Annotated in this window: 18 protein-coding genes and 2 rRNA genes; 2 read left to right on the forward strand and 18 right to left on the reverse strand. The window is 46.4% G+C overall.

Annotated features, from left to right (window positions below; genetic code table 11):
• Positions 1–377: 377 nt before the first annotated feature.
• Entirely contained in the window at positions 378–1,253 is an 876-nt protein-coding gene (locus D1831_RS11725; protein WP_125073097.1) for an aldose 1-epimerase family protein, read from the reverse strand.
• Positions 1,254–1,685: 432 nt separating this feature from the next.
• Here D1831_RS11725 and D1831_RS11730 point away from each other — a divergent pair, with 432 nt between their 5' ends.
• Positions 1,686–3,989: a glycoside hydrolase family 31 protein gene (locus D1831_RS11730; protein ID WP_125073098.1), complete on the forward strand. Its 2,304-nt coding sequence runs from the start codon at positions 1,686–1,688 to the stop codon at positions 3,987–3,989.
• Positions 3,990–4,150: 161 nt separating this feature from the next.
• Here D1831_RS11730 and D1831_RS11735 read toward each other — a convergent pair whose 3' ends face one another.
• The 15 genes from D1831_RS11735 to D1831_RS11805 form a co-directional block, all read right to left on the reverse strand.
• Positions 4,151–5,098, reverse strand: a complete 948-nt coding sequence (locus D1831_RS11735) for a substrate-binding domain-containing protein (protein WP_125073099.1) — start codon at positions 5,096–5,098, stop codon at positions 4,151–4,153.
• Positions 5,099–5,120: 22 nt separating this feature from the next.
• Positions 5,121–6,098 carry an ABC transporter permease gene (locus tag D1831_RS11740; protein ID WP_125073100.1) on the reverse strand — a complete coding sequence of 326 codons (978 nt, stop codon included), beginning with the start codon at positions 6,096–6,098 and terminating at the stop codon, positions 5,121–5,123.
• Positions 6,091–7,581, reverse strand: a complete 1,491-nt coding sequence (locus D1831_RS11745) for a sugar ABC transporter ATP-binding protein (protein ID WP_125073101.1) — start codon at positions 7,579–7,581, stop codon at positions 6,091–6,093. Before D1831_RS11745 ends, D1831_RS11740 begins: the two co-directional genes overlap by 8 nt.
• Positions 7,582–7,613: 32 nt before the next feature.
• Entirely contained in the window at positions 7,614–8,009 is a 396-nt protein-coding gene (gene rbsD / locus D1831_RS11750) for a D-ribose pyranase (protein ID WP_125073102.1), read from the reverse strand.
• Positions 8,010–8,011: 2 nt separating this feature from the next.
• Positions 8,012–8,932, reverse strand: coding sequence for a ribokinase (gene rbsK, locus D1831_RS11755; protein WP_125073103.1), 921 nt, complete (start codon positions 8,930–8,932; stop codon positions 8,012–8,014).
• A gap of 112 nt (positions 8,933–9,044) precedes the next feature.
• The gene (gene rbsR, locus D1831_RS11760) at positions 9,045–10,052 is read right to left on the reverse strand and encodes a ribose utilization transcriptional repressor RbsR (protein ID WP_125073104.1); all 1,008 of its coding nucleotides are present in this window, start codon (positions 10,050–10,052) and stop codon (positions 9,045–9,047) included.
• 221 nt (positions 10,053–10,273) lie between these two features.
• Positions 10,274–11,014 (reverse strand): 2-dehydro-3-deoxy-phosphogluconate aldolase, encoded by a 741-nt coding sequence (gene dagF / locus D1831_RS11765; RefSeq protein ID WP_125073105.1) that lies wholly within the window; start codon positions 11,012–11,014, stop codon positions 10,274–10,276.
• 19 nt (positions 11,015–11,033) lie between these two features.
• Positions 11,034–12,131: a DgaE family pyridoxal phosphate-dependent ammonia lyase gene (locus D1831_RS11770; RefSeq protein WP_125073106.1), complete on the reverse strand. Its 1,098-nt coding sequence runs from the start codon at positions 12,129–12,131 to the stop codon at positions 11,034–11,036.
• Positions 12,128–13,249: an amidohydrolase/deacetylase family metallohydrolase gene (locus D1831_RS11775; protein WP_125073107.1), complete on the reverse strand. Its 1,122-nt coding sequence runs from the start codon at positions 13,247–13,249 to the stop codon at positions 12,128–12,130. The genes D1831_RS11770 and D1831_RS11775 overlap by 4 nt, the downstream gene beginning before the upstream one ends.
• A 14-nt stretch (positions 13,250–13,263) precedes the next feature.
• A complete protein-coding gene (locus D1831_RS11780) occupies positions 13,264–13,926 on the reverse strand; it encodes a DUF4310 family protein (RefSeq protein ID WP_125073108.1) in 663 nt (220 codons plus the stop codon).
• Between the two features lie 17 nt (positions 13,927–13,943).
• Positions 13,944–14,720: a DUF4311 domain-containing protein gene (locus D1831_RS11785; RefSeq protein WP_125073109.1), complete on the reverse strand. Its 777-nt coding sequence runs from the start codon at positions 14,718–14,720 to the stop codon at positions 13,944–13,946.
• Between the two features lies 1 nt (position 14,721).
• A complete protein-coding gene (locus tag D1831_RS11790) occupies positions 14,722–15,081 on the reverse strand; it encodes a DUF4312 family protein (RefSeq protein WP_125073110.1) in 360 nt (119 codons plus the stop codon).
• A gap of 29 nt (positions 15,082–15,110) precedes the next feature.
• Positions 15,111–15,467, reverse strand: a complete 357-nt coding sequence (locus tag D1831_RS11795) for an SFCGS family glycine-rich protein (protein WP_125073111.1) — start codon at positions 15,465–15,467, stop codon at positions 15,111–15,113.
• Between the two features lie 20 nt (positions 15,468–15,487).
• The gene (locus D1831_RS11800; RefSeq protein ID WP_125073112.1) at positions 15,488–15,829 is read right to left on the reverse strand and encodes a transcriptional regulator; all 342 of its coding nucleotides are present in this window, start codon (positions 15,827–15,829) and stop codon (positions 15,488–15,490) included.
• Between the two features lie 5 nt (positions 15,830–15,834).
• Positions 15,835–17,679 (reverse strand): BglG family transcription antiterminator, encoded by a 1,845-nt coding sequence (locus D1831_RS11805; RefSeq protein ID WP_158610667.1) that lies wholly within the window; start codon positions 17,677–17,679, stop codon positions 15,835–15,837.
• A 384-nt stretch (positions 17,680–18,063) separates the two neighbouring features.
• Between D1831_RS11805 and D1831_RS11810 the strand changes: the two genes are divergently transcribed.
• A complete protein-coding gene (locus tag D1831_RS11810; protein WP_125073114.1) occupies positions 18,064–19,392 on the forward strand; it encodes an MFS transporter in 1,329 nt (442 codons plus the stop codon).
• 524 nt (positions 19,393–19,916) lie between these two features.
• On the opposite strand, the gene rrf is transcribed toward D1831_RS11810, so the two are convergent.
• Both rrf and D1831_RS11825 read right to left on the reverse strand, forming a co-directional pair.
• Positions 19,917–20,033, reverse strand: a 5S ribosomal RNA gene (rrf, locus tag D1831_RS11820).
• Between the two features lie 71 nt (positions 20,034–20,104).
• Positions 20,105–20,201, reverse strand: a 23S ribosomal RNA gene (locus D1831_RS11825); the annotation flags it as partial.

The raw sequence follows: 20,201 nt of genomic DNA on the forward strand, positions 1-20,201 counted from the left end.
CATGAAAGCGGATTCACGGTTAATATATAAATTTTTCATCGTCTTTTAAAATCGGTATACTAATACCAATTTAATTACTTCTATCAATCTTTTATATTCATAGAAATGTTTTAACAATTCCCGTGCTGACAAGCATTGTAACGTCCCACTTTTTCCAGCTGTTATACGTAATTTAAGTATAAAATAAGCACAAAAATATTTTAATTATCACTAAATTAACTTATTTTCGTGTTTAAATTTCTATAAAGTATTTTGTTAAAAATTATTTGGTATGGATCCAGTTTTACGAGCTCAACCCTACTTTAACACCACACAAAAACACCCAAACAGAAAATTGTTTGGGTGTTTTCATTAAACCAACATAAATTACTTAGTTATTATGAAAATTTGATTTCAGTTCCAAAAACGTCGGTTTTACCAGCGGTTAACGTATTAACCGCTTTTTTATCCTGCATTTGTTCCGGTTCACCGTAAACGTCGGGTAACCCGTTAAAGGGCTCCACACAAACAAAATCGGCGTTTTTCTTTTCTGGCGACCAAACGGCCAAGTATGGGAAATCCGTAATGTCCAGTTCAACACCGTGTTGAGCTTCAGGACTGGCCAGGGTAACGTGCTTTAGACCCTTCGCGGAGAAAACCACCAGCCCATCATCCAGCTTAGCGTGGGATAAGGCGTATTCACCGTTGTTTAGCTTAACCGCGTGTGTTTTACCATTCAATAGTGGCGCCGGATCAACTTCCTGGTTTTCTAACTCGGCAACGGCGGGATCAAACTTCAAGGCGTACTTCGAAAAGTCGCCAGTCGTGTTAAACCCGGGATGTAAGCCCAGTGAATAATACATTGTCTTCGTGTCCAAATTTTCAACGTTAAATTCAACGTTAAGGGCACTATCAGCTAAGCTGTAGGTGACCGTTACTTGGTAATCAAACGGGAACTTCGCCTTGGTTTCGTCATTAGCGACGCTCTTCAGTGAAACGACATCCTCACTTTGGTTCACAACTTCAAAGGTCTGATCCCGTAAAAATCCGTGTTGCGTCAAGCTATACTTCTTACCGTCAAAGTAGTAAGTGTTTTGATTGATCTGGCCAATAATTGGGAAGAGAATCGGCGCGTGCCGGCCCCAGTACTTGCCCGTCGTATCATTCCAGATATAGTCAAAACCATCATCAGTCCGCGTTACTGCTTGGATCTCGGCACCTAACAAACTAACTACAACTTTAATCTTGTCATTTTTTAATTCAACCGTTGCCATTGTGTTACCCCTCACTCTATTATTCCAAAATTAGTGTCCCCGATTGTTAAAAACGGTTTCACTATTTACACTCTTAGTATGAACATTTTGAAAATATTATTCAAGGGGTCTAGACCAAAATATATAATTTTTTTGTTTGATTATCTTTGACCACTCCAAGCGATCACCCTCAGTATCGAATTGAGCGCATACCAATTCCTAATTACAGGCGTTTCCCATCAAACGCTACGCTCTTCATATCGTTACTATTCAAAGAACGCTATTCCGTTCTTTATTTTATCTGAATCGCTGACCGCACCATATTTCCGTTTAATTTAGTTATTATAAATATGCTAATAGAACATGATTAAAACGGGTTTGTAAACGGTTAAATCACATGCTACTATGTAGCTGTTAACCTAAAAAACGACTAACTATAGAGGAAGAAAACTAATGCCTAAGTTACCTAACTATACGACTAACGGGCAAACCATCACTTTTGCCTACGAACAGCCTTTACAAATCAGTATCGTGACCCCCGCTATCCTACGCGTCTTTTCCGACCACGGAGAACCGGGATCGTCATACGCCGTAACTAGTGATAATCGTCAAAAGACGGACTTTACCATTGTTGATCAAGGTGATCATTACGAGCTTCAAACCGCCCAACTGGTTCTCCATTTAGACGCCGAACGGTACGTCGACGCGTATGATGCCCATGGTCACGTCCTCGTCTCCGATTACCGGGGAAAACGGACCCCCCTCGACCGCGGCACGGATAAAGCTCACGAAGACCTAGCCGCTGCGGAGGGCCACACCCTTGCCGGTGACGGTGAACCAACTAACCAAGGTTACTACGAGGTTGTTAAGGCCCTCGCGCCAGCCGAACATTTTTACGGTTTGGGTGACAAAACCGGTTACCTGGACAAACGTGGTTACGCTTATAAAAATTGGAATAACGACCATCCCGCGCCCCAAACCGAAGTTTTACCCAACCTATATAAGTCCATTCCCGTATTGCTAGGGCTGAAGAACGGCCACCCGTACGGCCTATTTTTTGATGATCCCTACGAAAGCCAGTTTGACCTCGGGAAAGAAAGTGACCAGTATTATTACTATTCCGCCGTGGCCGGAAATCCCGATTATTACATTATTGGTGGTGACACCTTAAAAAACGTCGTCACCAATTACACCGATTTAACCGGACGGACCCCGCTACCGCAAAAGTGGCTGCTCGGCTACCAGCAATCCCGTTGGGGGTACAGTACTAGTCAGGACAAGGTTCAGGCCATCGTCGACGGATTTAAACAGCACGACCTCCCCTTAGATGCCGTGCACCTCGACATTGATTACATGGACGGTTACCGCGTCTTTACCTGGAACACGGCTAGCTATCACAACGATCCTAGACGCTTCGTTAAAGAGCTTAAACAAGACGGCGTTAAGGTCGTGGCCATTATCGATCCCGGGGTCAAACAAGATCCCGCTTACCAAGTTTATAAGGAAGGCATTCAACACAACTACTTCGCCAAGAATCCCGACGGTGACGTCTACATCAATGAAGTCTGGCCGGGCAAGTCGGCCTTCCCCGACTTTGGTCGCCAAGCCGTTCGCCAATGGTGGGCCAATAAAACGGCCTTTCTAACCGACTTGGGCGTGGCCGGAATTTGGAACGATATGAACGAACCCGCCAGCTTCAAGGGGGCCATCCCGGGCAACGTCGCATTTAGCGATGGTGAACAACCGTCAACGCATCAAAAGATGCACAACGTCTACGCCCATAACATGGCTCAGGCCACGTTTATGGGGATCAAAGCGCACACGGGCAAACGTCCGTACGTGATCACCCGGGCGGCTTACGCCGGTACACAAAAGTACGCCACCGTTTGGACCGGGGATAACCACAGCATGTGGCCACATTTACAAATGATGATTCCCCAACTTTGTAACCTAGGTTTGAGTGGCTTTAGCTTTACCGGTACCGACATTGGCGGTTTTGGTTCGGACACCACGCCCGAACTGCTCACCCGTTGGATTGAAGCGGCGATTTTCAGCCCGCTATTACGGAACCACGCCGCGCTGGGAACCCGTAGTCAAGAACCCTGGGTGTTTGGTGAACCAACACTAAGTATTTACCGCAAATATTTAAAGCTGCGTTACCGGTTCATTCCGTACCTTTACGACCTATTCGCTAACGAAGCTAAGACCGGTTTACCGGTTATGCGGCCCCTGGTTTTAAACTATGAAAACGACCCGCGCGTTCAAGATCTGAACGATGAGTTTATGGTTGGCGATGACTTATTGGTTGCACCAATCGTTCAGCCATCACAAACGAAGCGACTCGTCTACCTGCCGGCGGGAACGTGGATCGATTTTTGGAACCACACCGAATACGCTGGTCAGCAAGACATCGTGGTCAACGCACCGCTTGATAAATTACCAATGTTCGTCAAACAAAACACGTTGTTACCATGGGGACCAGCCGTTAACCACGTTGATGAAGCCCCACTAGCAAGCATGACGTTTAAATTGTTTGGTGACCACGGTAGCTATCAACACTACCAGGACAACGGCACTGATTTTAAGTACCAGGATGGCGAGTGGAATAACTACCTGATCACGGTAAACCACGGTGACGTTGCCATTAAGGTGACCCATTACGGGTACGAACCAGTGTATCAACAAATTACCGTAGAATTAATTGATAAAGTCGTTACGTTTACCCATACTGCTGATGGATGCTATTCAAAAAAATAACGCCTACTAAAAAAATCAATCCTTATTCGGGAACACGGATTGATTTTTTTACAAAAGAACTGGCCCCGTTTACACCAATGGTGCGTACGGGGCCAGCCTAGGTTAGGGTTATTAAATTAAGGAGGAAACTGGGTTAGGTAGGGCTATGTGTTTAGTAAAGCTTATTTGTAGTCGCTAGCTTTTACTAAGTGAATTGGTGAGCTGATGTTCTTAGAAACCTTCTTGTTAGCGTAGTGGTCGTAAGCAGCTTGTAAAGCTAACCGGCCTTCAGCCTTAGGTTCTTGGGCAACGATCCCATCGATGTTCCCCTTCTTAACGGCAGCTAAACCATCGGGTGTCCCGTCGACCGAAACGATCTTGATGTCTTGGCTCTTAATGGCTTTAACGGCCCCTAATGCCATTTCATCGTTTTGGGCAAAGACCCCTTTAACGTCGCTGTGAGCTTGCAAGATGTTTTGCATCGTGCTCAAGCCCTTCGCACGGTCAAAGTTAGCACTTTGCTTCGTCACAATGTCTAACTTGCCCTTAGCGGCTTGCTTGAATCCTTTCCCACGTTGAACGGCAGCGTCGGCACCCGGCGTCCCTTCAAGTTCAGCAACTTTGGCGTTCTTACCAACTAATTTTTCCAAGTAGTTCCCAGCCATTTTACCGGCTAAAACGTTATCGGAAGCAACCGTCGTAAGCAGTTTCCCACCGTTTGAACCCCGGTCACAAGCAATCACTGGAATTCCGGCATTGTTAGCCTTCTTAACGGAAGTGACGATCGCATCGGAATCCACTGGGTTAACAATGATAACGTCAACTTTTTTAGTAATTAAATCAGAAATTTGGTTATTTTGTTTTGCACTATCGTTTTGGGCATCGAACGTTTCAACCTTAGTACCAGCCTTCTTGGCTTCCGTATCGATCCCTTTCTTCAAGTTAACAAAGAACGGGTTACTCAAAGTTGATAATGAAACCCCAACTTTAACGTCCTTCTTGGCCTTCTTAGTGACTTTAGAAGAATTGCTGCTACTGTTACCGATTGAAGCACCGCCGCAACCGGTCAATACTAACGCACTAACTGATAGAAGTGCCAATAATGAAACAACCTTTTTTGAAAACTTCATGATCTACTACCCCCTGGTATTTTTAGTTCTTAGCTTGTTTACGGTCTAATAAGACGGCAACTAAGATAACGATCCCTTTGACAATTTGTTGGAAGAAACTGGAAATTCCCAGTAAGTTCATCCCATTATTTAAAACCCCGATAATTAACGCACCAATTAAGGTACCGGACATCTTACCTTTACCACCGGCGAGTGAAGTCCCACCCAAAACAACGGCGGCAATGGCATCCATTTCGTAGCTGGTCCCGGCATCGGGTTGTGCTGATCCTAATTGTGACGTTAAGACCATCCCGGCAACGGCTGCTAAGAACCCAGCAATAACGTAAATCCAAATTAAAATGTGTTTCGTTTTAACACCGGCAACGAAGGCCGCTTTTTCATTACCACCAATGGCAAAGGTTTTCCGACCAAACGTCGTTTTATGCATTAAGACGTAGAACACGGCAAAGCCTAAGACCATCAGGTAAACTTGGAACGGAATACCGAACAAGTACCCCTGCCCTAAGAATTGGAAAGAAAAACTGTCATTCATTTTAGCGCCAGTAATTGGGTTCCCGTTGGTTAACACATAAGTTAAACCCCGGTATACCGACATCGTTGCCAAAGTAACGATAAATGGTGCCGCGCCACCGTAAGCAATCAGAACCCCGTTTAGGGCACCGAAAACGGCCCCACAAGCGACCCCAATTAAGAACGCCACGATTGGGGAAACACCACTAACAATCAGTTGCGCTGTGATGGCCCCACTCAACGCCAGAATCGACCCAACGGATAAATCAATCCCACCCGTTAGAATAACGAACTGCATCCCAAAAGCAATCAGTGCGTTAATCGAAACTTGTTGCAACAGGTTCATAATGTTATTAATGCCTAAAAACGACGTATTTAAAACGCTTACAATTATAGCTAAAACAATTAAGGCAACTAACGGGCCCAATTTTGAAATGAATTTACCAAAATCAAAACTCCCCTTGGCCTTTGTTTCCGTAGTATTATTCATCGAGCTTACCTCCTGTGGCCAACGTCATGACGTTTTCTTGAGTCGCATCCTTCGTTGCAATTTCACCATTCAAGTGTCCTTCGTATACGACAGCAATTCGGTCGGAAAAACCGAGGACTTCTTGTAAATCACTGGAAATCATAATGATTGCTACGCCACGATCCGTTAATTCATTCATTAAATCGTAAATTTCACGCTTAGCCCCAACGTCGACCCCCCGGGTAGGTTCGTCTAAAATCAGAACTTGTGAGCCACTGCCGACCCACTTAGCTAAAACAACTTTTTGTTGGTTCCCACCAGACAAGTCACCGGCTAAGTCTTCGCGACTCGTTGCTTTAACCGTTAACCGTTTGATCAACATTTCAACAAAGTCGTTGTCCGCCTTTTGATCAATAACTCCGTGCTTAACAAAACCATCAATACTTGGTAAATCAATGTTATTTGCAATCGAAGCGTCTAAAATTAACCCTTCGTCTTTACGATCTTCGGTCAAGAACCCGACACTGTGTTTGATACTGTCATATGGCGATTTTAAGTTAACTTCCTTACCATTAATCTTGATGGTACCAGAATCGTGACGGTCAATCCCGAAGATGGCCCGCATAATTTCGGTTCGGCCGGCACCCATTAAACCGGAGAAGGCTAAGATTTCACCCGCTTTAACGCTGAAGGAAACGTCTTCGAAGACGCCCTTGCTCGTAAAGTGGTCAACTTCCAACCGCGTTTCCCCGTACTTCGGGTTCCGGTCCGGATAGAAATCGCTCAAGTCCCGACCAACCATGTCCTTAATGATTTGGTGAACATCGACGTCCGCCGTTGCGTAGCTCGCAACGGTTAAGCCATCCCTCATCACCGTAATCTGATCAGTAATTTCAAAAATTTCTTGCATCCGGTGTGAGATGTAAATCATCCCGACACCCTGCTTCTTTAAACCACGAATAATATCAAATAAACTGTCAATTTCCTTTTCAGATAGGGCGGCACTCGGTTCATCAAGAATCAAAATCTTCGTATCGTTCATTAACGACTTCGCAATTTCAATCATCTGTTGCGTCCCAACGCTGAGCGTTCCAATCGGTACGTTTAACGGAATATCCACGTCTAACCGTTGTAAGACTTTTTGCGCTTGGGTGCGCATTTTTTTCATATCTAAAATACCGAACTTGTTTTTAATTTCGTGATTTAAAAACATGTTTTCAAGAACCGTCATCTCACCAAAATTATTCATTTCTTGGTGAATAAAACTGATCCCACTATGTTCGGCATCCAGTGCATCGTGATATTTAACGGGCTGACCGTCAACTAAAATCTCACCACCATTGGCATCCAATAAACCGGTTAAAATGTTCATTAACGTTGATTTACCAGCCCCGTTTTCACCCATCAAGGCGTGGACTTCACCGCTCTTAACGGTAAAATTAACGTCTTTCAGGACTTCGTTTTTACCAAAGGATTTTGAGATACCTTTCATTTCAATTTTCAAAAGACAACCTCCTAACGCTATTAGATTAAGGGCTAGAACGTAACGCCACTTTCCAAAATAATATTAGAATACGGGGTCGTTTCACCCGTCCGAATAAAGGCGTGGGTCTGACTCAGATCCTTCTTCAGGTTTTCATGTGGAACAAAGGTGACTTCCACGTCCGGCAGAATTTCCTTGATTGCCGTTAACTGACTAGGGTTCTGCGTTTTAATCTCACTAGCTAAATAAATATGCTGAACTTTCATTTCGGTCAAAACGTTCTTTAACACGTCGATAAACTTCGGTAGTTCGGGTTGTACGGCCAAATCAATTTTCGGCGTATCCCGGGGAACCGGCATCCCAGCGTCACCAATTGAAAGCCAGTCGGTGTGTCCCATATCCGCAACCACTGCGGAAATTTGTGAATTCATAATTCCTGCTTTTTTCATAACTAACGGACCTCCGCATTCGCACTAATAATTTCATCCTTTGTCGGGATCGACGGTAACGCGCCGTAACGTTGCACCGTAATGGACGATGCCCGTTGTGCGTACTGGGTTGCCGCTTCAATATTACTAAAATCGCTATCCAGCTGTGACGCCAGCGCCCCGATGAAGGTATCGCCGGCCGCCGTTGTATCCTTGGCGTGGACTTTAAACGCCGGCATAAAGCCAGTGTGGTTCGCCGTTGCGAAGAACGCCCCGCGACTCCCAACCGTAATGATGGTATTAGGAATCCCCATCTTCTTAAACGCCGCCGCGTTAGCTTGCATTGAGTCTAAGTCGGTCACTTCAATGCCGGTTAACAGGGCACTTTCCGTTTCGTTAGGCACAATTAAGTCAGTCAACGGCAACAGTTCTGGTAATATTTCGTGCGCCGGCGCCGGGTTCAAAATCGTTAAGACTCCGTCCGCCTTTGCTTGTTTAAAAGCAGCCAACGCTGCCGGTTGCGGCGTCTCAAACTGGGTGATCAGGAAGTCCTGACCCGCTAACCCACTTAGGTTTAACGTTTTACCCGTAATATTTTGGTTAGCCCCGCCAAATACTAAGATCTCATTTTGCCCGTTAGCATCTAGCAAAATGGTCGCGGAACCAGTTGCAACCGCTGAATCTTCGTAGATGTGACTCACGTCGACGCCGTCATCCTTTAACGCCTGAATCATCATTTGGCCGGCTTCGTCCTGGCCAACTTGCCCAATAAACATCGTTTCGGCTTGTGAGCGTGCCGCGGCAATGGCCTGATTAGCACCCTTGCCCCCGGCCGCTTGTTTTTTCTTGGAAACTGCTAAGGTTTCTCCCGGTTCTGGCATCCGTTGAACGCTCAAAGTAGTATCAACGTTCAAACTTCCGAGGACTGCAATTTTATTAACCACGGAATCATCTCCAATAGTCATTTAGTAATTTTGTTAGTAAAACGTTTTACTTAATCTATACCAGAAATGATACACCAAACAGAAAGCGCTTACAAGTATTTTTGAGCCTTTTTTATCGTTTGTTAGTACTTTCACGAATGATTAATTCGACGGGTAATTTGTTACTCTGAACGGGCTTGGAAGGGCTTTCTATCCGGCTAATAACCATTTCGGTAGCTTGTTCACCTAATCTCAAAATTGGTTGATGAACGGTCGTTAACGTTGGCTTCATGTACTGGTCAATATCAATGTCGTCAAAACCAATTACCGAATAATCTACTGGAATTTGCTTACCATGATCTTCTAATCCCCGGTAAATTCCCATAGCGACTTCATCGTTAATCGCAAAGAGACCCGTCACGTTTGGTAACTTGATTACCGCTTGGGCCGCCTGCCGACCGCCAACCTTACTTAACGGTGCAAAGACCCGGTCGACCGACACATTTTGATGGGCTTCAACAACTTGGTAAAAACCTTCCCAACGCCGCTGAATGTTCACCGACGCACTTTCAGGCATTACCACTGCTAAGTGCTGATGACCCTGTTCAATCAAAAATTGGGCAACTTGCTGACCACCATTATAATCATCAACCATCAGGTGATCACTGTCACTTACCGAAGTCGAACTTCGGTCCAGCAAAATGTAGGGAATGTGGTTATCTTTTAAAATTTTATCAATATCAGTTGTATCAAGAATATCCGATGCAATGATCATCCCATCCGCGGCCCGCTTGATCAGTTCTTCTAAATATTTGGAAGCCCGCTGACTATTATTATTAAAACCAAAGATCAACGGGACGTAACCCATCTCCATCGCCTTATTTTGAATTCCAGTAATAAACTGGCTAAAGAACGGGTTGCTAATATCGGGAATTAAAACACCAATCGTCCGGGAACTCTTGCGAATCAAGTATTGCGCGTTAAAATCGGGGATATAGTTCAGTCGTTTGCGTGCCGCGCGCACTTTCTGCTGCGTCAACGAACTAAACCGGTCGCCCTTATTATTTAAAATTTGTGACACCGTGGTAACTGACACGCCAGCTTCCTGTGCCACGTCACGAATCGTTATTTTATTTGCCATGGGCTTTTCCCTCAAATCCAGTTATGTGATTAAACTAATTATAGATAAAATTAGCGCATAACCAGCTTTAATTCAATACAAAAAAGTCATTTTAGCAAAAACGCTACGTTTGTTATGCTTATCATCCTAATAAAACCCGGCGTATACATATAAAGGGCAAAAAGAAAGCGCTACACAAGATGTTTTCCCACGTAGCGTTTCCTTTTACATTTGTCGTCAGTTTACCCCACGAGCTTCTTAACGCTCTCAAATAATTGCCGTACATCTGCTGGCCGGGTCATCCCCGTCTCTTTATCAATGATCGAGGAGTAGATGTGAGGGATAATGTGTTTAACCCCGGCGTCCAAAGCAATCTGGAGGATTTCTTCAAAGTTGTCCAAGTCAATGCCACCCGTTGGTTCAAGGCTGAAGTGGTTGTCCGCACAGGCCTTGGCAACCGCGCGGAATTCATCCTCGTGCGCCAACCCCTTCATCGGGAAGAACTTAATGGAAGTCCCACCCATATCTTTTAATAAGGCAATTGCCGTGTCGATGGAAACTTCAGCAGCGGGGGTTTGGGAACTCAGAGGACCCGTAGCAACGTTAACAATCCCAACTTTACCCGTTGGCGATACTAGGCCGTTAACGACCGTATCATCCTGCCCCAACAACGCGCGACTGGTCCCAACACCGGTAAAAACTTGATTAACGTGTTGCGGTTGGATCACCTTTGAGACCCGACTGACCATTTGACTTTGCTTCGGGTCACCCGCGCCCAAGCCAACTGATACGGCGTTGTTAATTTGCGATTGATACTTCAGCATATCCTCAATGGCTAATTGGTCATTGGCGTAATTTTTAGTTAACACCCCAAGAATGATATGTTCGCTCGCGGCTTCGTAACAATCCACCGCGTTTTGAACGGATCCCGCTAAAACGTTTAACGCCACCCGGTCTTTATAATAGTTTGGTGTTTTTTGCATGGTATGGCACTCCTTTTAATTAATCTAAAATTTCGTGTAACCGCTGGGTGATGGCCGTCATTTCATCCGCGTCCACGGCCCGAATATCAAATTCAATAATTCCTTCGTTGGCTCGATATTCACGGGTATAAATGGCGGGATTGCCCGCCTTTAATTCCGCCGTAACCGTCTTCGCATCTTTCGGTGAATCCGGTGTAATCACGACACTGGCCCGGTAAATATCACGGCCAGCCCCATCCTGAACCTGCTTGGCTTCAACGAACGGAACCTGGTTTAAAGCGGTCAAGAACGGCGCTAACCGGGCTTTCATGCTATCCCCGTTTTCAGGCCCCCGCTCTAAGTAAACCTCAATCGCCTTCGTTAAGCCCAGAATATTTTCTTTACCAATTTTCATCGCCCGACCTAAGCCAACCGATTGAAGCCGAATCCACTCAACGTACTGTTTTTTGCCAAAAACTAACGCCGAAGCGGGACCCGCCAACGCCTTGGCACCGGAAAAGATGATGATATCGACCCCCATCTTCACGTACTTTTGGAGATCCTCTTCCGCCGCCGCATCTAAAATTAACGGTAACGCGTGCCGATGGGCTACGGCCAAAGCGTCTTCAACGGACAACATACTTTTCTGCACGGCGTGGTGACTCTTAACGTATAACACGCCCACGGTTTTATCCGTAATGACCATGTCAACGTGCTCTGCCGTACACATATTGGCGTACCCCGCTTCCACGACCTGACCGCCACCAACGGTTACCATGACTTCTTCGGGGGTTCCGTAATCCACGTTCTGCCCCTTCGGTAACACGATTTCGCGCTTCGTGTAACGTGCATCGTACGGGTGGTACGCGTGATATTTACTCCCTTCACCAATTAGGGCCGCCACGGCTTCCGCGATACCGGCCGAGGCCGAATTAATAACGATTGCGTCTTCAGCTCCTAATAGCTGGGCTAAGTGCGCCCCCGTTTTTTGGACTAAGTCCGCCATCTCAAAGAAGTGCTCATCACCAAATTTTTGGGCCTCAATCACCGGCTGTTCCAACTTGGAAACACCCAAAATAGTCATTTTACCGCTGGCGTTAATAACTTGTTTCAAATGGTACTTATCATATACCGTCATACTTGCTGAGCCTCCACTTCGTATACTTGTCCCGCGACTACCGCACAACACGGCTTAATCACCGTTTCAGTTTGGCGCTGATTGCCGTTTGAATCGGTCAAAGTTTTTTTCGCTGCGACCACGTTAAAGATGGTCAAATCACCATCTGCGCCCACGGCCAGTTCGCCCTTATGTGCCAAATTAAAATTGTCCGCCGGAGCCGCCGTGACCATCCGGATAACCGTAGGTAGGTCAAAGCCCAATAACAGCAATTTATCCAGGGTCGTGGCCATGTCATAAACCGGCCCGTTTTCCCGGTTACGGTGGTAAATATCGGTACTGATGGATTGAGGAATCAACCCCGCGCCAAACGCCGTCGCTGCCGTTTGAAAGTTAAAGCTATCGGTCCCGTGACCTACGTCAAAGATCACACCCCGGTCGTAGGCTTCGCGGACAAACGGTTTCAGCGTTCCCGCCGCAGTTAAAATACCGTTGGGCTTACCGTTATACGCGTGGGTGAGTACGTCACCAGCCGTCATTAAAGCTAAGATGTCGTGAAGTTCCGGTGGGTTGGCTCCCACGTGCACCATGACTGGTAACTGACGGTCAATTCGCCGCTGGTACTCCTTTGCTTTAATTAGCGGCTGCACCCCGTTATCGACCACTACGGAATGACTCTCACGGGCTTTGATTCCCACGATAAAGTCCCGGTATTGTTCCACGGCCCGTTTAAACGGCTCCCACTGGACACGCGCCATGTCACCCAATTCGTCCTGTGCCAAAATTCCCGTTTTCGAAATATTGATTAGCGCGTAAACGTTAGTGTGTTTAGTCCGGGTCCGTTCGTAAAAATCGCCAATGTTATCCGCGCCGGTCGAACCAGCGTCAATGACCGTCGTTACCCCCGTTCGAACCCCGTCCGCGTCGGGATCATCGTAATACAACGTGAGCTTTTCGTAACAGTGAACGTGATCATCGATCCACCCCGCCGAAACGTAAGCTCCGTTAACGTCCAGCGTCTTTTTAGCCGTGACGTTGGTTAGCTTGGCCGCAACTCCCGTAATTTTACCCGCGGTAACCGTGACTTCTAACGGTTCACCGTGTACGTTACGACCATTTTGAACGTATAAATCAACCATTATTAAAAACTCCTTTATAATTTAACCGGGAAGAAAAAGCCTAAAATCATGGCGCCGATAATCGCACCGCCGGCAATCGGTTTCTTCCACGCGTAGAACGCCGCCGCACCCGCTGTCGCGCCAATTCCAATGGGAATGGAAGCCGTGACCGCACTCAAAATAATCAACGGGCCTAAAAACCGGCCGGTCTCGTTACCCGCACCCATCATAACGTCGGCCCCAAAGGTTGCTTTGGACTGTCCCAACGTGAAATGCCGGACCGCGTAAATGATGCCACCAATAAGGACGCCAATCACTAGCCCCGTTAACAGTGCTAACGGAAAGTTCTTGACCGGCGCTTCAATATCCATACTTAGTAAGATGGCCGGAATCCCGATCCCGACCCCGGTCAAGATCGAGCCACCCAAGTCCAAAATTCCGACTAACGATCCTTCCAAAATACGGGCAAATAGGAAACTTGCACCAAACGCGGCGGCCGCGCCGTACGAACCACCGGTCATACCGGCCTTTAACATGGCCACAATGGCCACTTCGTTAAACGCCCCAACGCCGTAGTTGTAATACATGGAAGTTCCCGCAAATACGCCGGCCGACATGATTCCGACAATGATTGGAAACGACCAGTCCGCGTACCAAAAACTCTTTGCGTGTTCTAAGTCCTTTACATCCTGATCCATTAAGTCATCCCCTCACTTTAACCGCCAATGGCACGATGCCAGCTTTGTAACCACTGTGGTACGCCCAGTCCAAACTGTTTCAACAACTGAATGTCAAAACTCCGGAAAAACGCACTTAAAACGAACAGTAAAATGACGGCCGCCAACATGATCCGGGTAATCCGGGTCCAGCCAATTTCTTCAACACCCTTACCAATTAAAATTCCCAGTACCACGCCGGGGACCGCGTTCCCCATAATTAGGGCCGCCATCCCACCAAACACCGTACCGAATAATCCGGAGCGGCGACCCGCGTCAATTGCGGCCAACCAGAAGATAATCGGCATCACCATGTTAATCAAGGTCGTCGCCGCGGGTACTAACACTTTTACGGCGGTCACTTGTAGCGATGCGGGAATCGACGACGACGTAACGTTTAAGAACGTCACCACGATGACGCCGATCAGGGCACTCATCAGGCCCATTTTTTTCGGATTGTGCATCGTTTGCGCGAGGTCTTTATTCTTGATTAGCAGAATAGCGGCTGACCAGTTGGGAATGACCCGGTGCGTCACGTCCTGAGTAAACGCCCCCGCGCCAACCGTCGAAGCCCACGCGTTAAAGAAGAATCCTAAGCCAAAGGAAAAGTGTGAGGCGGGATCGCCCTGAGCCGCGTTCATTTCACCCAGAGTCCGAAAGGCGCCCAGCGCCTGAACCGTTGGCGCGTTAAACATTCGGGCCGCCCCGATACCGGCCGCAAAGCCGACGAGGCCACCAATAATGATTGATTCAATTAAAATAACGACAATGTGCACGTTATTTTCCCCCTTTCAATCCACTGACCGTTTCAAAGTCAGCGTTCGCCGGTGCCGTTGTTTGGAAGGGAACCGTTGCCAGGTCAACACTATTGATGCTAACCACGATGTCAAGCGTGACGTGGTAAGCCGTCCGGGTCCGTGGGAAGAATAGAAACAGAAATCGTTCCCGGTAAGCGGTCGCACGTAGTCGTACCGGGATAACTTTTACGGGAACGATTTGCAACGTTACCTGATCCGTGTTATCCACGACCTGCTTTTGAATTTGGCTGAGTGCGTTCGCAAACGCCTTTTGCTTGGTTTCACCCTTACCAGCGACCCGCACCGTGACTTGGTGAGTTGCGTTAATGCTTGTTGCCATCGCGTTTTCCCCTTTCTAACGACGTCCCGTTACTGGTTATATTTCTTTTCAAAGGCTTCCGTTAACGCCTTACCAAGTTCGGCTTTATCCATAAACCCAAATCCTAAGACGGTCTTCCCCTCTTCAATCGCGGTCACACCTTCCTGAATAGACCGCATTCCGTGACGTTCGGGATAACCGTATTTGGTGCTGGCCGTAATCGCACCGGCACCACCACTACCACAAAACGAAATCCCCATGTCGGCCTGTTCCTGGTTCATCACGTCACCTAAGCGCATGTCCGCACCCATTCCCGGTACTACTACGGCCGTACCTCCCGCAGCTTCAACACCTTCCGCAACTTTTTGACCCTTACCCATCCGGTCCGCAATAACAACTTTAATCATGGTGAATTCCTCCTAAAATTTTAATTTTGTAACGCCGTTTCAAAGTGAATCGAAACGACGTATTTCTCTGAAGCCGCTAAATTTCCAATGTGATCAACTAACTGACTACCGATTTTCAGCGCAACCGGGGAGACCCCGGCAAACATTTCGGGATCAACAGCCGGTAACTGTTCCCCGGTAATGGAACGGTCGACCATTTCACTCACGTGGTTAATTAAAATAACTAACTGTAATTCGGTTGGTTTAATATTAGCTTGGCGCATCAGTTTAAAGACGTAGGTTAAGGCGTCTGCCGTTTCCGCCTGATGATGCGCTTTCCGTAAGACCTTTTGAACATCCTCCGTCAACCACGGTTCATCCATGCAAATCATCCTCCCTTTTGCGAAAGCTCCTGCACCCTGGTATATTGCAACAACGCACTAATTTCAGGGGCATTGATCGTTAATTGATTATCTAAGAAAACGCGCTTAATCGTTTGAACGTCTTCCACGGTATCTTGTGCTTTTAATCCCCGGACCGTGGCGGGATCGTAACTATGGTGAAAATAGATGCGCTGTACCGCCATCATGACGTGAATCATAAAGGCTTCCTGGTAACCCGCCGGAATGCGGCGCCCAAAATATTGGCGTAGGGTACTGTAGATGACGGCACCGTTTAGCATTAAGGTGTGTACCTGGTCTTCACTAGTCGCCTTAGCGGGAGCTAACCGAAGTGGCGTTAGACTCGTCGCGCTCACTTTCAAAACTTTGGCGACGGCCGCCCGGATTCGTTCCACGTCACCACTACTCGGCAGCGGATTGACTTGGACAACGGGAAGCGCTGTTTCCGTAATGGGAAAAATACTGATTAACAAGTCCGGCTTAAGTGCCGCTACTTGGTGCTCAACCGTCGTTACGGACGCGAAACCCGCAATTTCAATGTTGGAAACGTGCCGTTCGATTTCACGTTTGATTAAGCCGGTCACCCCCAGCCCAGTCGAGCACACGTACAACACCCGGGCGTACTGCGTCGTCTGGTGACTCTCTAAGGAGACCATGAAATGTAGGGTGACAAAGGCGATAAACGATTCACTAACCACCGCCGGGTTAGCTGAAATCCGGTCCCGCAACGCCGTCTGAACCGCCTCGAATAGGGGCAGATTCCGCTGCTTAAGGTCCGTTACGAAGGGATTGTACTCGTTAGTGAATTTGTACTTGTTACTGAGTTTAGTGAGTAAGTGGGAAAAAAGATTTACCTTTAACTGACTATCAGTATCAAAGGGGTAGTCCAGTTGACGACTAACCATTTGGATCACCTGATTCGTTAAGCCCGCAATGTTCTGATCATCAAACCGGGGGTTCACACCCCGTAACAGGTAAGCGTACTCATCTGCTAAAGCGGGAAAATCGTAGTGTCGCACAACTTGGTCAAACAGTAAGTAAGGGAGTTTTTGTTGCTCTTCAGCCGTCACGCTTAACGGCGTATAACTGCTGATAGGGTGGTTCATACTCAGCCGTACCACGCCAATGGTCATCCGAACAACCATGGTCAAAACGTCCTCTAGATCAAAATCAGCGTGTTCGGCGTAGTGTTGGTTTTCCAATTCAGTAATCACAACGCCCAGCACCGTTTGTAATTCTGGAACCGTTTGAAATTGAATTTGGCGAACGTCTTTTAAGGGATCGGCCGAAGTTAAAATGGGGGCTTCAAACGTGTGTAAGGTGCGACTCAAAACGGCTTCTAAAACGGAGCGAATGTTTAATTCCGTACCGGCGATCCGGTACCCGTAGTAGTTCTTGCGTTCTAGACTCAATTGAAACGGTTTTAAAAAGTGTTCAACTTTATCTAGATCCGCGATTACCGTGTTTTTGCTAATATCAATTTTATTTTCGAGTTGTTGCGTGGTCATGAAACCCGCGTTGATCGTCAGCAACAGCACAATTTGTTCAACCCGTTCCTGCGATGTACATGGTTGAGCACCGCTTTGATTCGTAAACAGTTGCCGCTTTAGCACCGCCTTCTCTTCCGCATTCGCCGCTAACCAGACACCGACCCGTGGCTTTGAGCGGTAATAGTCCCCGTAGTCGGTTAACCAGTCTTGAATCGCCCGTAGATCGTTCTTGACGGTCCGCACGCTGACGTGGACGGTTTCGGCCAGCGTTTGCGTGGTCACCGCTTGTTCCAACGTTAACAGTTTAGTAATAAGTGCCATCTGCCGGTTAGATAGTTGCACGCTTTCACCCCCATCCATTCCATTAATGCAACCCCTTACACCATTCATGATACTGATATTTTTACGCATAACAATACCAAATCAATGCACGATAATTAGTGCAATTTATAAAGCGTCCTAAGCTAAATTCACCATCATTGTAATTTCAGACTTGCCGTTAAACAAATATTTCTGTGTATAAATTAATTAATGCGTTAACGAAACCATTCTTAGTTTCCACGATTTCCATAAAGTTATTCCTTTTGGGAATAATTCGTGTCCAAATTTGACTAACTTCCAACTAATCCTCGTGATACGATTGAAGTAAGGCTTGTATATCTCAGTAGTAGTGACTTCATTGCCGAGAAAAGCTTAATTAACTTTTTTCATATTTGGAGGTTCAAAATGATTTCACTTAAACTCAAAACTAACGTATTTAGTATTGCTATTCTGGCTTTTTGCGGTATATTGCTAGAAACTTCGATGAACGTTACTTTTCCAACCCTCTCTAAACAATTTGATACGACCATCGCTAACACGCAGTGGATTACAACGAGCTACTTACTGGCCGTGGCGGTCGTCATCATCCTAAATTCATACTTACTACGCTCTTTCCCATTAAAAACCATTGTTTCCACGGCCTTATTACTATTTCTGTTCGGTGATATTTGTTGCTACCTCGCCCCGAATTTACCCACGCTGATTATTGGGCGGATCATTCAAGGAATCAGCACCGGGATCACGCTTCCGACGATGTTTGCCATCATCATGATCAACATTCCCCAGCAAAAACAGGGAACTTACATTGGTATTGCGGGCATGGTAGCCGCTTTGGCACCCTCACTGGGACCGACCTTCGGGGGGACGATGACGGCCCTGTTCACTTGGCGCGAGATTTTCCTCCTTGTCTTTCCTATTACCTTGATTGCCGGTATTCTGGCGATTATGACAACTGTTAATCTAAAACAACGGCAACGGTCACCGTTTAACTTGTTCCAGTACCTGCTACTAATCATCATAATGGTCAGTTTGACACTACTACTAAATACGCTAAGTACTGGTTTACAACCCGTTCAATTACTGTACGTTGTCATCATCGCAATTGTTAGTCCAATACTCTATTCACAATTACGCCGTTCGACCAATCCCATTATCAATATCCGAATTTTTAAACAGCCCGTTTTCAACGTTACCTTATTGATTTATTTTTTAGTTCAATTTATGCAAATGACTTTTACCTTTTTATTACCAACACTCGTCCAAAATGAATTTCGTCAAACGACCGTTATTGCGGGACTCATCTTATTGCCGGGCAGTTTATTATCAGCGGTACTACAACCCTTAACGGGAAAAATGCTTGACCGTCTTGGCATTACTTGTCCGTATAAAATCGGTGCTGCGTGCCTCCTTCTAGCAACTGGCTTGTTCGTAATCTGGCACAATTCAATCTTCTTGTTAGTCCTGTGGTTTCTGTTATACATGACCGGATTTAGCTTCGTCTTTAATAATTCACTAACCGTCGGCGTACAGCAGCTTAATCACGCCTTAATCACCGATGGTAACGCAACGTTTAATATGCTCCAGCAATATTCCGGTTCCTTGGCCACCGCTTGCATCTCCTCAATCATCGCCTTCATCCCCGGATTACGCGGTTACATGACCAGTTTTATTTTGATTTTCATCGTTTGTCTACTAACCGTGTGGAAAATGCGTTCACTTAAAAGTACCTTGTAATTAAAAAACGCGTCATTAAAGCGCCCCGTAGTTGACTGTTGAGTCTAACTACGGGGCGCTTTGGTGACGCGTTTAATTCCGATTCCTATCTAACACTTAATTAACCGTGGCATGAATGCCGTATAACCGGTCAGCATTAACCATTAAAATTTGTGTTTTGACGTTATCGTCTACGTTAAGGTCATTGATCATCGCTGGTCCTTCCGTCATCCACGGTACTTTAACCGGATAAGAAGAACCGTAAATAACGTTTTCAGCTCCTAAGACTTTAGTTGCGATTTCAAGGTTATCAACACCCCACGGTTGTGCATGCGAAATTTCATAATAGATATTGTTCTCTAAGCGGTGCTTGATGCTCGTGCTATTGTTGGTCCTATTTTTTTGTGTCCATGTGAACAACACCAATTAATAGATCAACGTTAAAACACCGCTTATTGCCGTTTCTTCACAGCTAACGAGCGGCGTTCAGCTGAATAATTTTAGGGTATAAAAAAAGGAACCAGCCGCAGCTGATTCCTAACTTTGCATGGCAACGTCCTACCCTCGCAGGGAGCGATCCCCCAACTACTCTCGGCGCTAAGAAGCTTAACTTCTGTGTTCGACATGGGAACAGGTGTATCCTTCTCGCCATCGTCACCACACTACTGAGAACTTGTGCCCTCAAAACTAGCTAATATCAAACATTTCCTTAATGAACCTGAACACCAATTACTTGGTTAAGTCCTCGACCGATTAGTATTAGTCCGCTGCATGCGTCGCCGCACTGCCACTTCTAACCTATCTACCTGATCATCTTTCAGGGGTCTTAC

The organism is Lactiplantibacillus garii, assembly GCF_003885105.1.
Taxonomy (GTDB): domain Bacteria; phylum Bacillota; class Bacilli; order Lactobacillales; family Lactobacillaceae; genus Lactiplantibacillus; species Lactiplantibacillus garii.

Excerpts from the sequence above, each read along its gene's own strand:
- D1831_RS11740 (WP_125073100.1), bottom strand. The coding sequence starts at position 6,098 with ATGAATAATACTACGGAAACAAAGGCCAAGGGGAGTTTTGATTTTGGT.
- D1831_RS11775 (WP_125073107.1), bottom strand. The coding sequence starts at position 13,249 with ATGGTTGATTTATACGTTCAAAATGGTCGTAACGTACACGGTGAACCG.
- D1831_RS11780 (WP_125073108.1), bottom strand. The coding sequence starts at position 13,926 with ATGGATCAGGATGTAAAGGACTTAGAACACGCAAAGAGTTTTTGGTAC.
- D1831_RS11800 (WP_125073112.1), bottom strand. The coding sequence starts at position 15,829 with ATGGATGAACCGTGGTTGACGGAGGATGTTCAAAAGGTCTTACGGAAA.
- D1831_RS11795 (WP_125073111.1), bottom strand. The coding sequence starts at position 15,467 with ATGATTAAAGTTGTTATTGCGGACCGGATGGGTAAGGGTCAAAAAGTT.
- rbsD (WP_125073102.1), bottom strand. The coding sequence starts at position 8,009 with ATGAAAAAAGCAGGAATTATGAATTCACAAATTTCCGCAGTGGTTGCG.
- D1831_RS11790 (WP_125073110.1), bottom strand. The coding sequence starts at position 15,081 with ATGGCAACAAGCATTAACGCAACTCACCAAGTCACGGTGCGGGTCGCT.
- D1831_RS11725 (WP_125073097.1), bottom strand. The coding sequence starts at position 1,253 with ATGGCAACGGTTGAATTAAAAAATGACAAGATTAAAGTTGTAGTTAGT.
- D1831_RS11735 (WP_125073099.1), bottom strand. The coding sequence starts at position 5,098 with ATGAAGTTTTCAAAAAAGGTTGTTTCATTATTGGCACTTCTATCAGTT.
- dagF (WP_125073105.1), bottom strand. The coding sequence starts at position 11,014 with ATGCAAAAAACACCAAACTATTATAAAGACCGGGTGGCGTTAAACGTT.
- D1831_RS11770 (WP_125073106.1), bottom strand. The coding sequence starts at position 12,131 with ATGACGGTATATGATAAGTACCATTTGAAACAAGTTATTAACGCCAGC.
- D1831_RS11730 (WP_125073098.1), top strand. The coding sequence starts at position 1,686 with ATGCCTAAGTTACCTAACTATACGACTAACGGGCAAACCATCACTTTT.
- rbsR (WP_125073104.1), bottom strand. The coding sequence starts at position 10,052 with ATGGCAAATAAAATAACGATTCGTGACGTGGCACAGGAAGCTGGCGTG.
- D1831_RS11810 (WP_125073114.1), top strand. The coding sequence starts at position 18,064 with ATGATTTCACTTAAACTCAAAACTAACGTATTTAGTATTGCTATTCTG.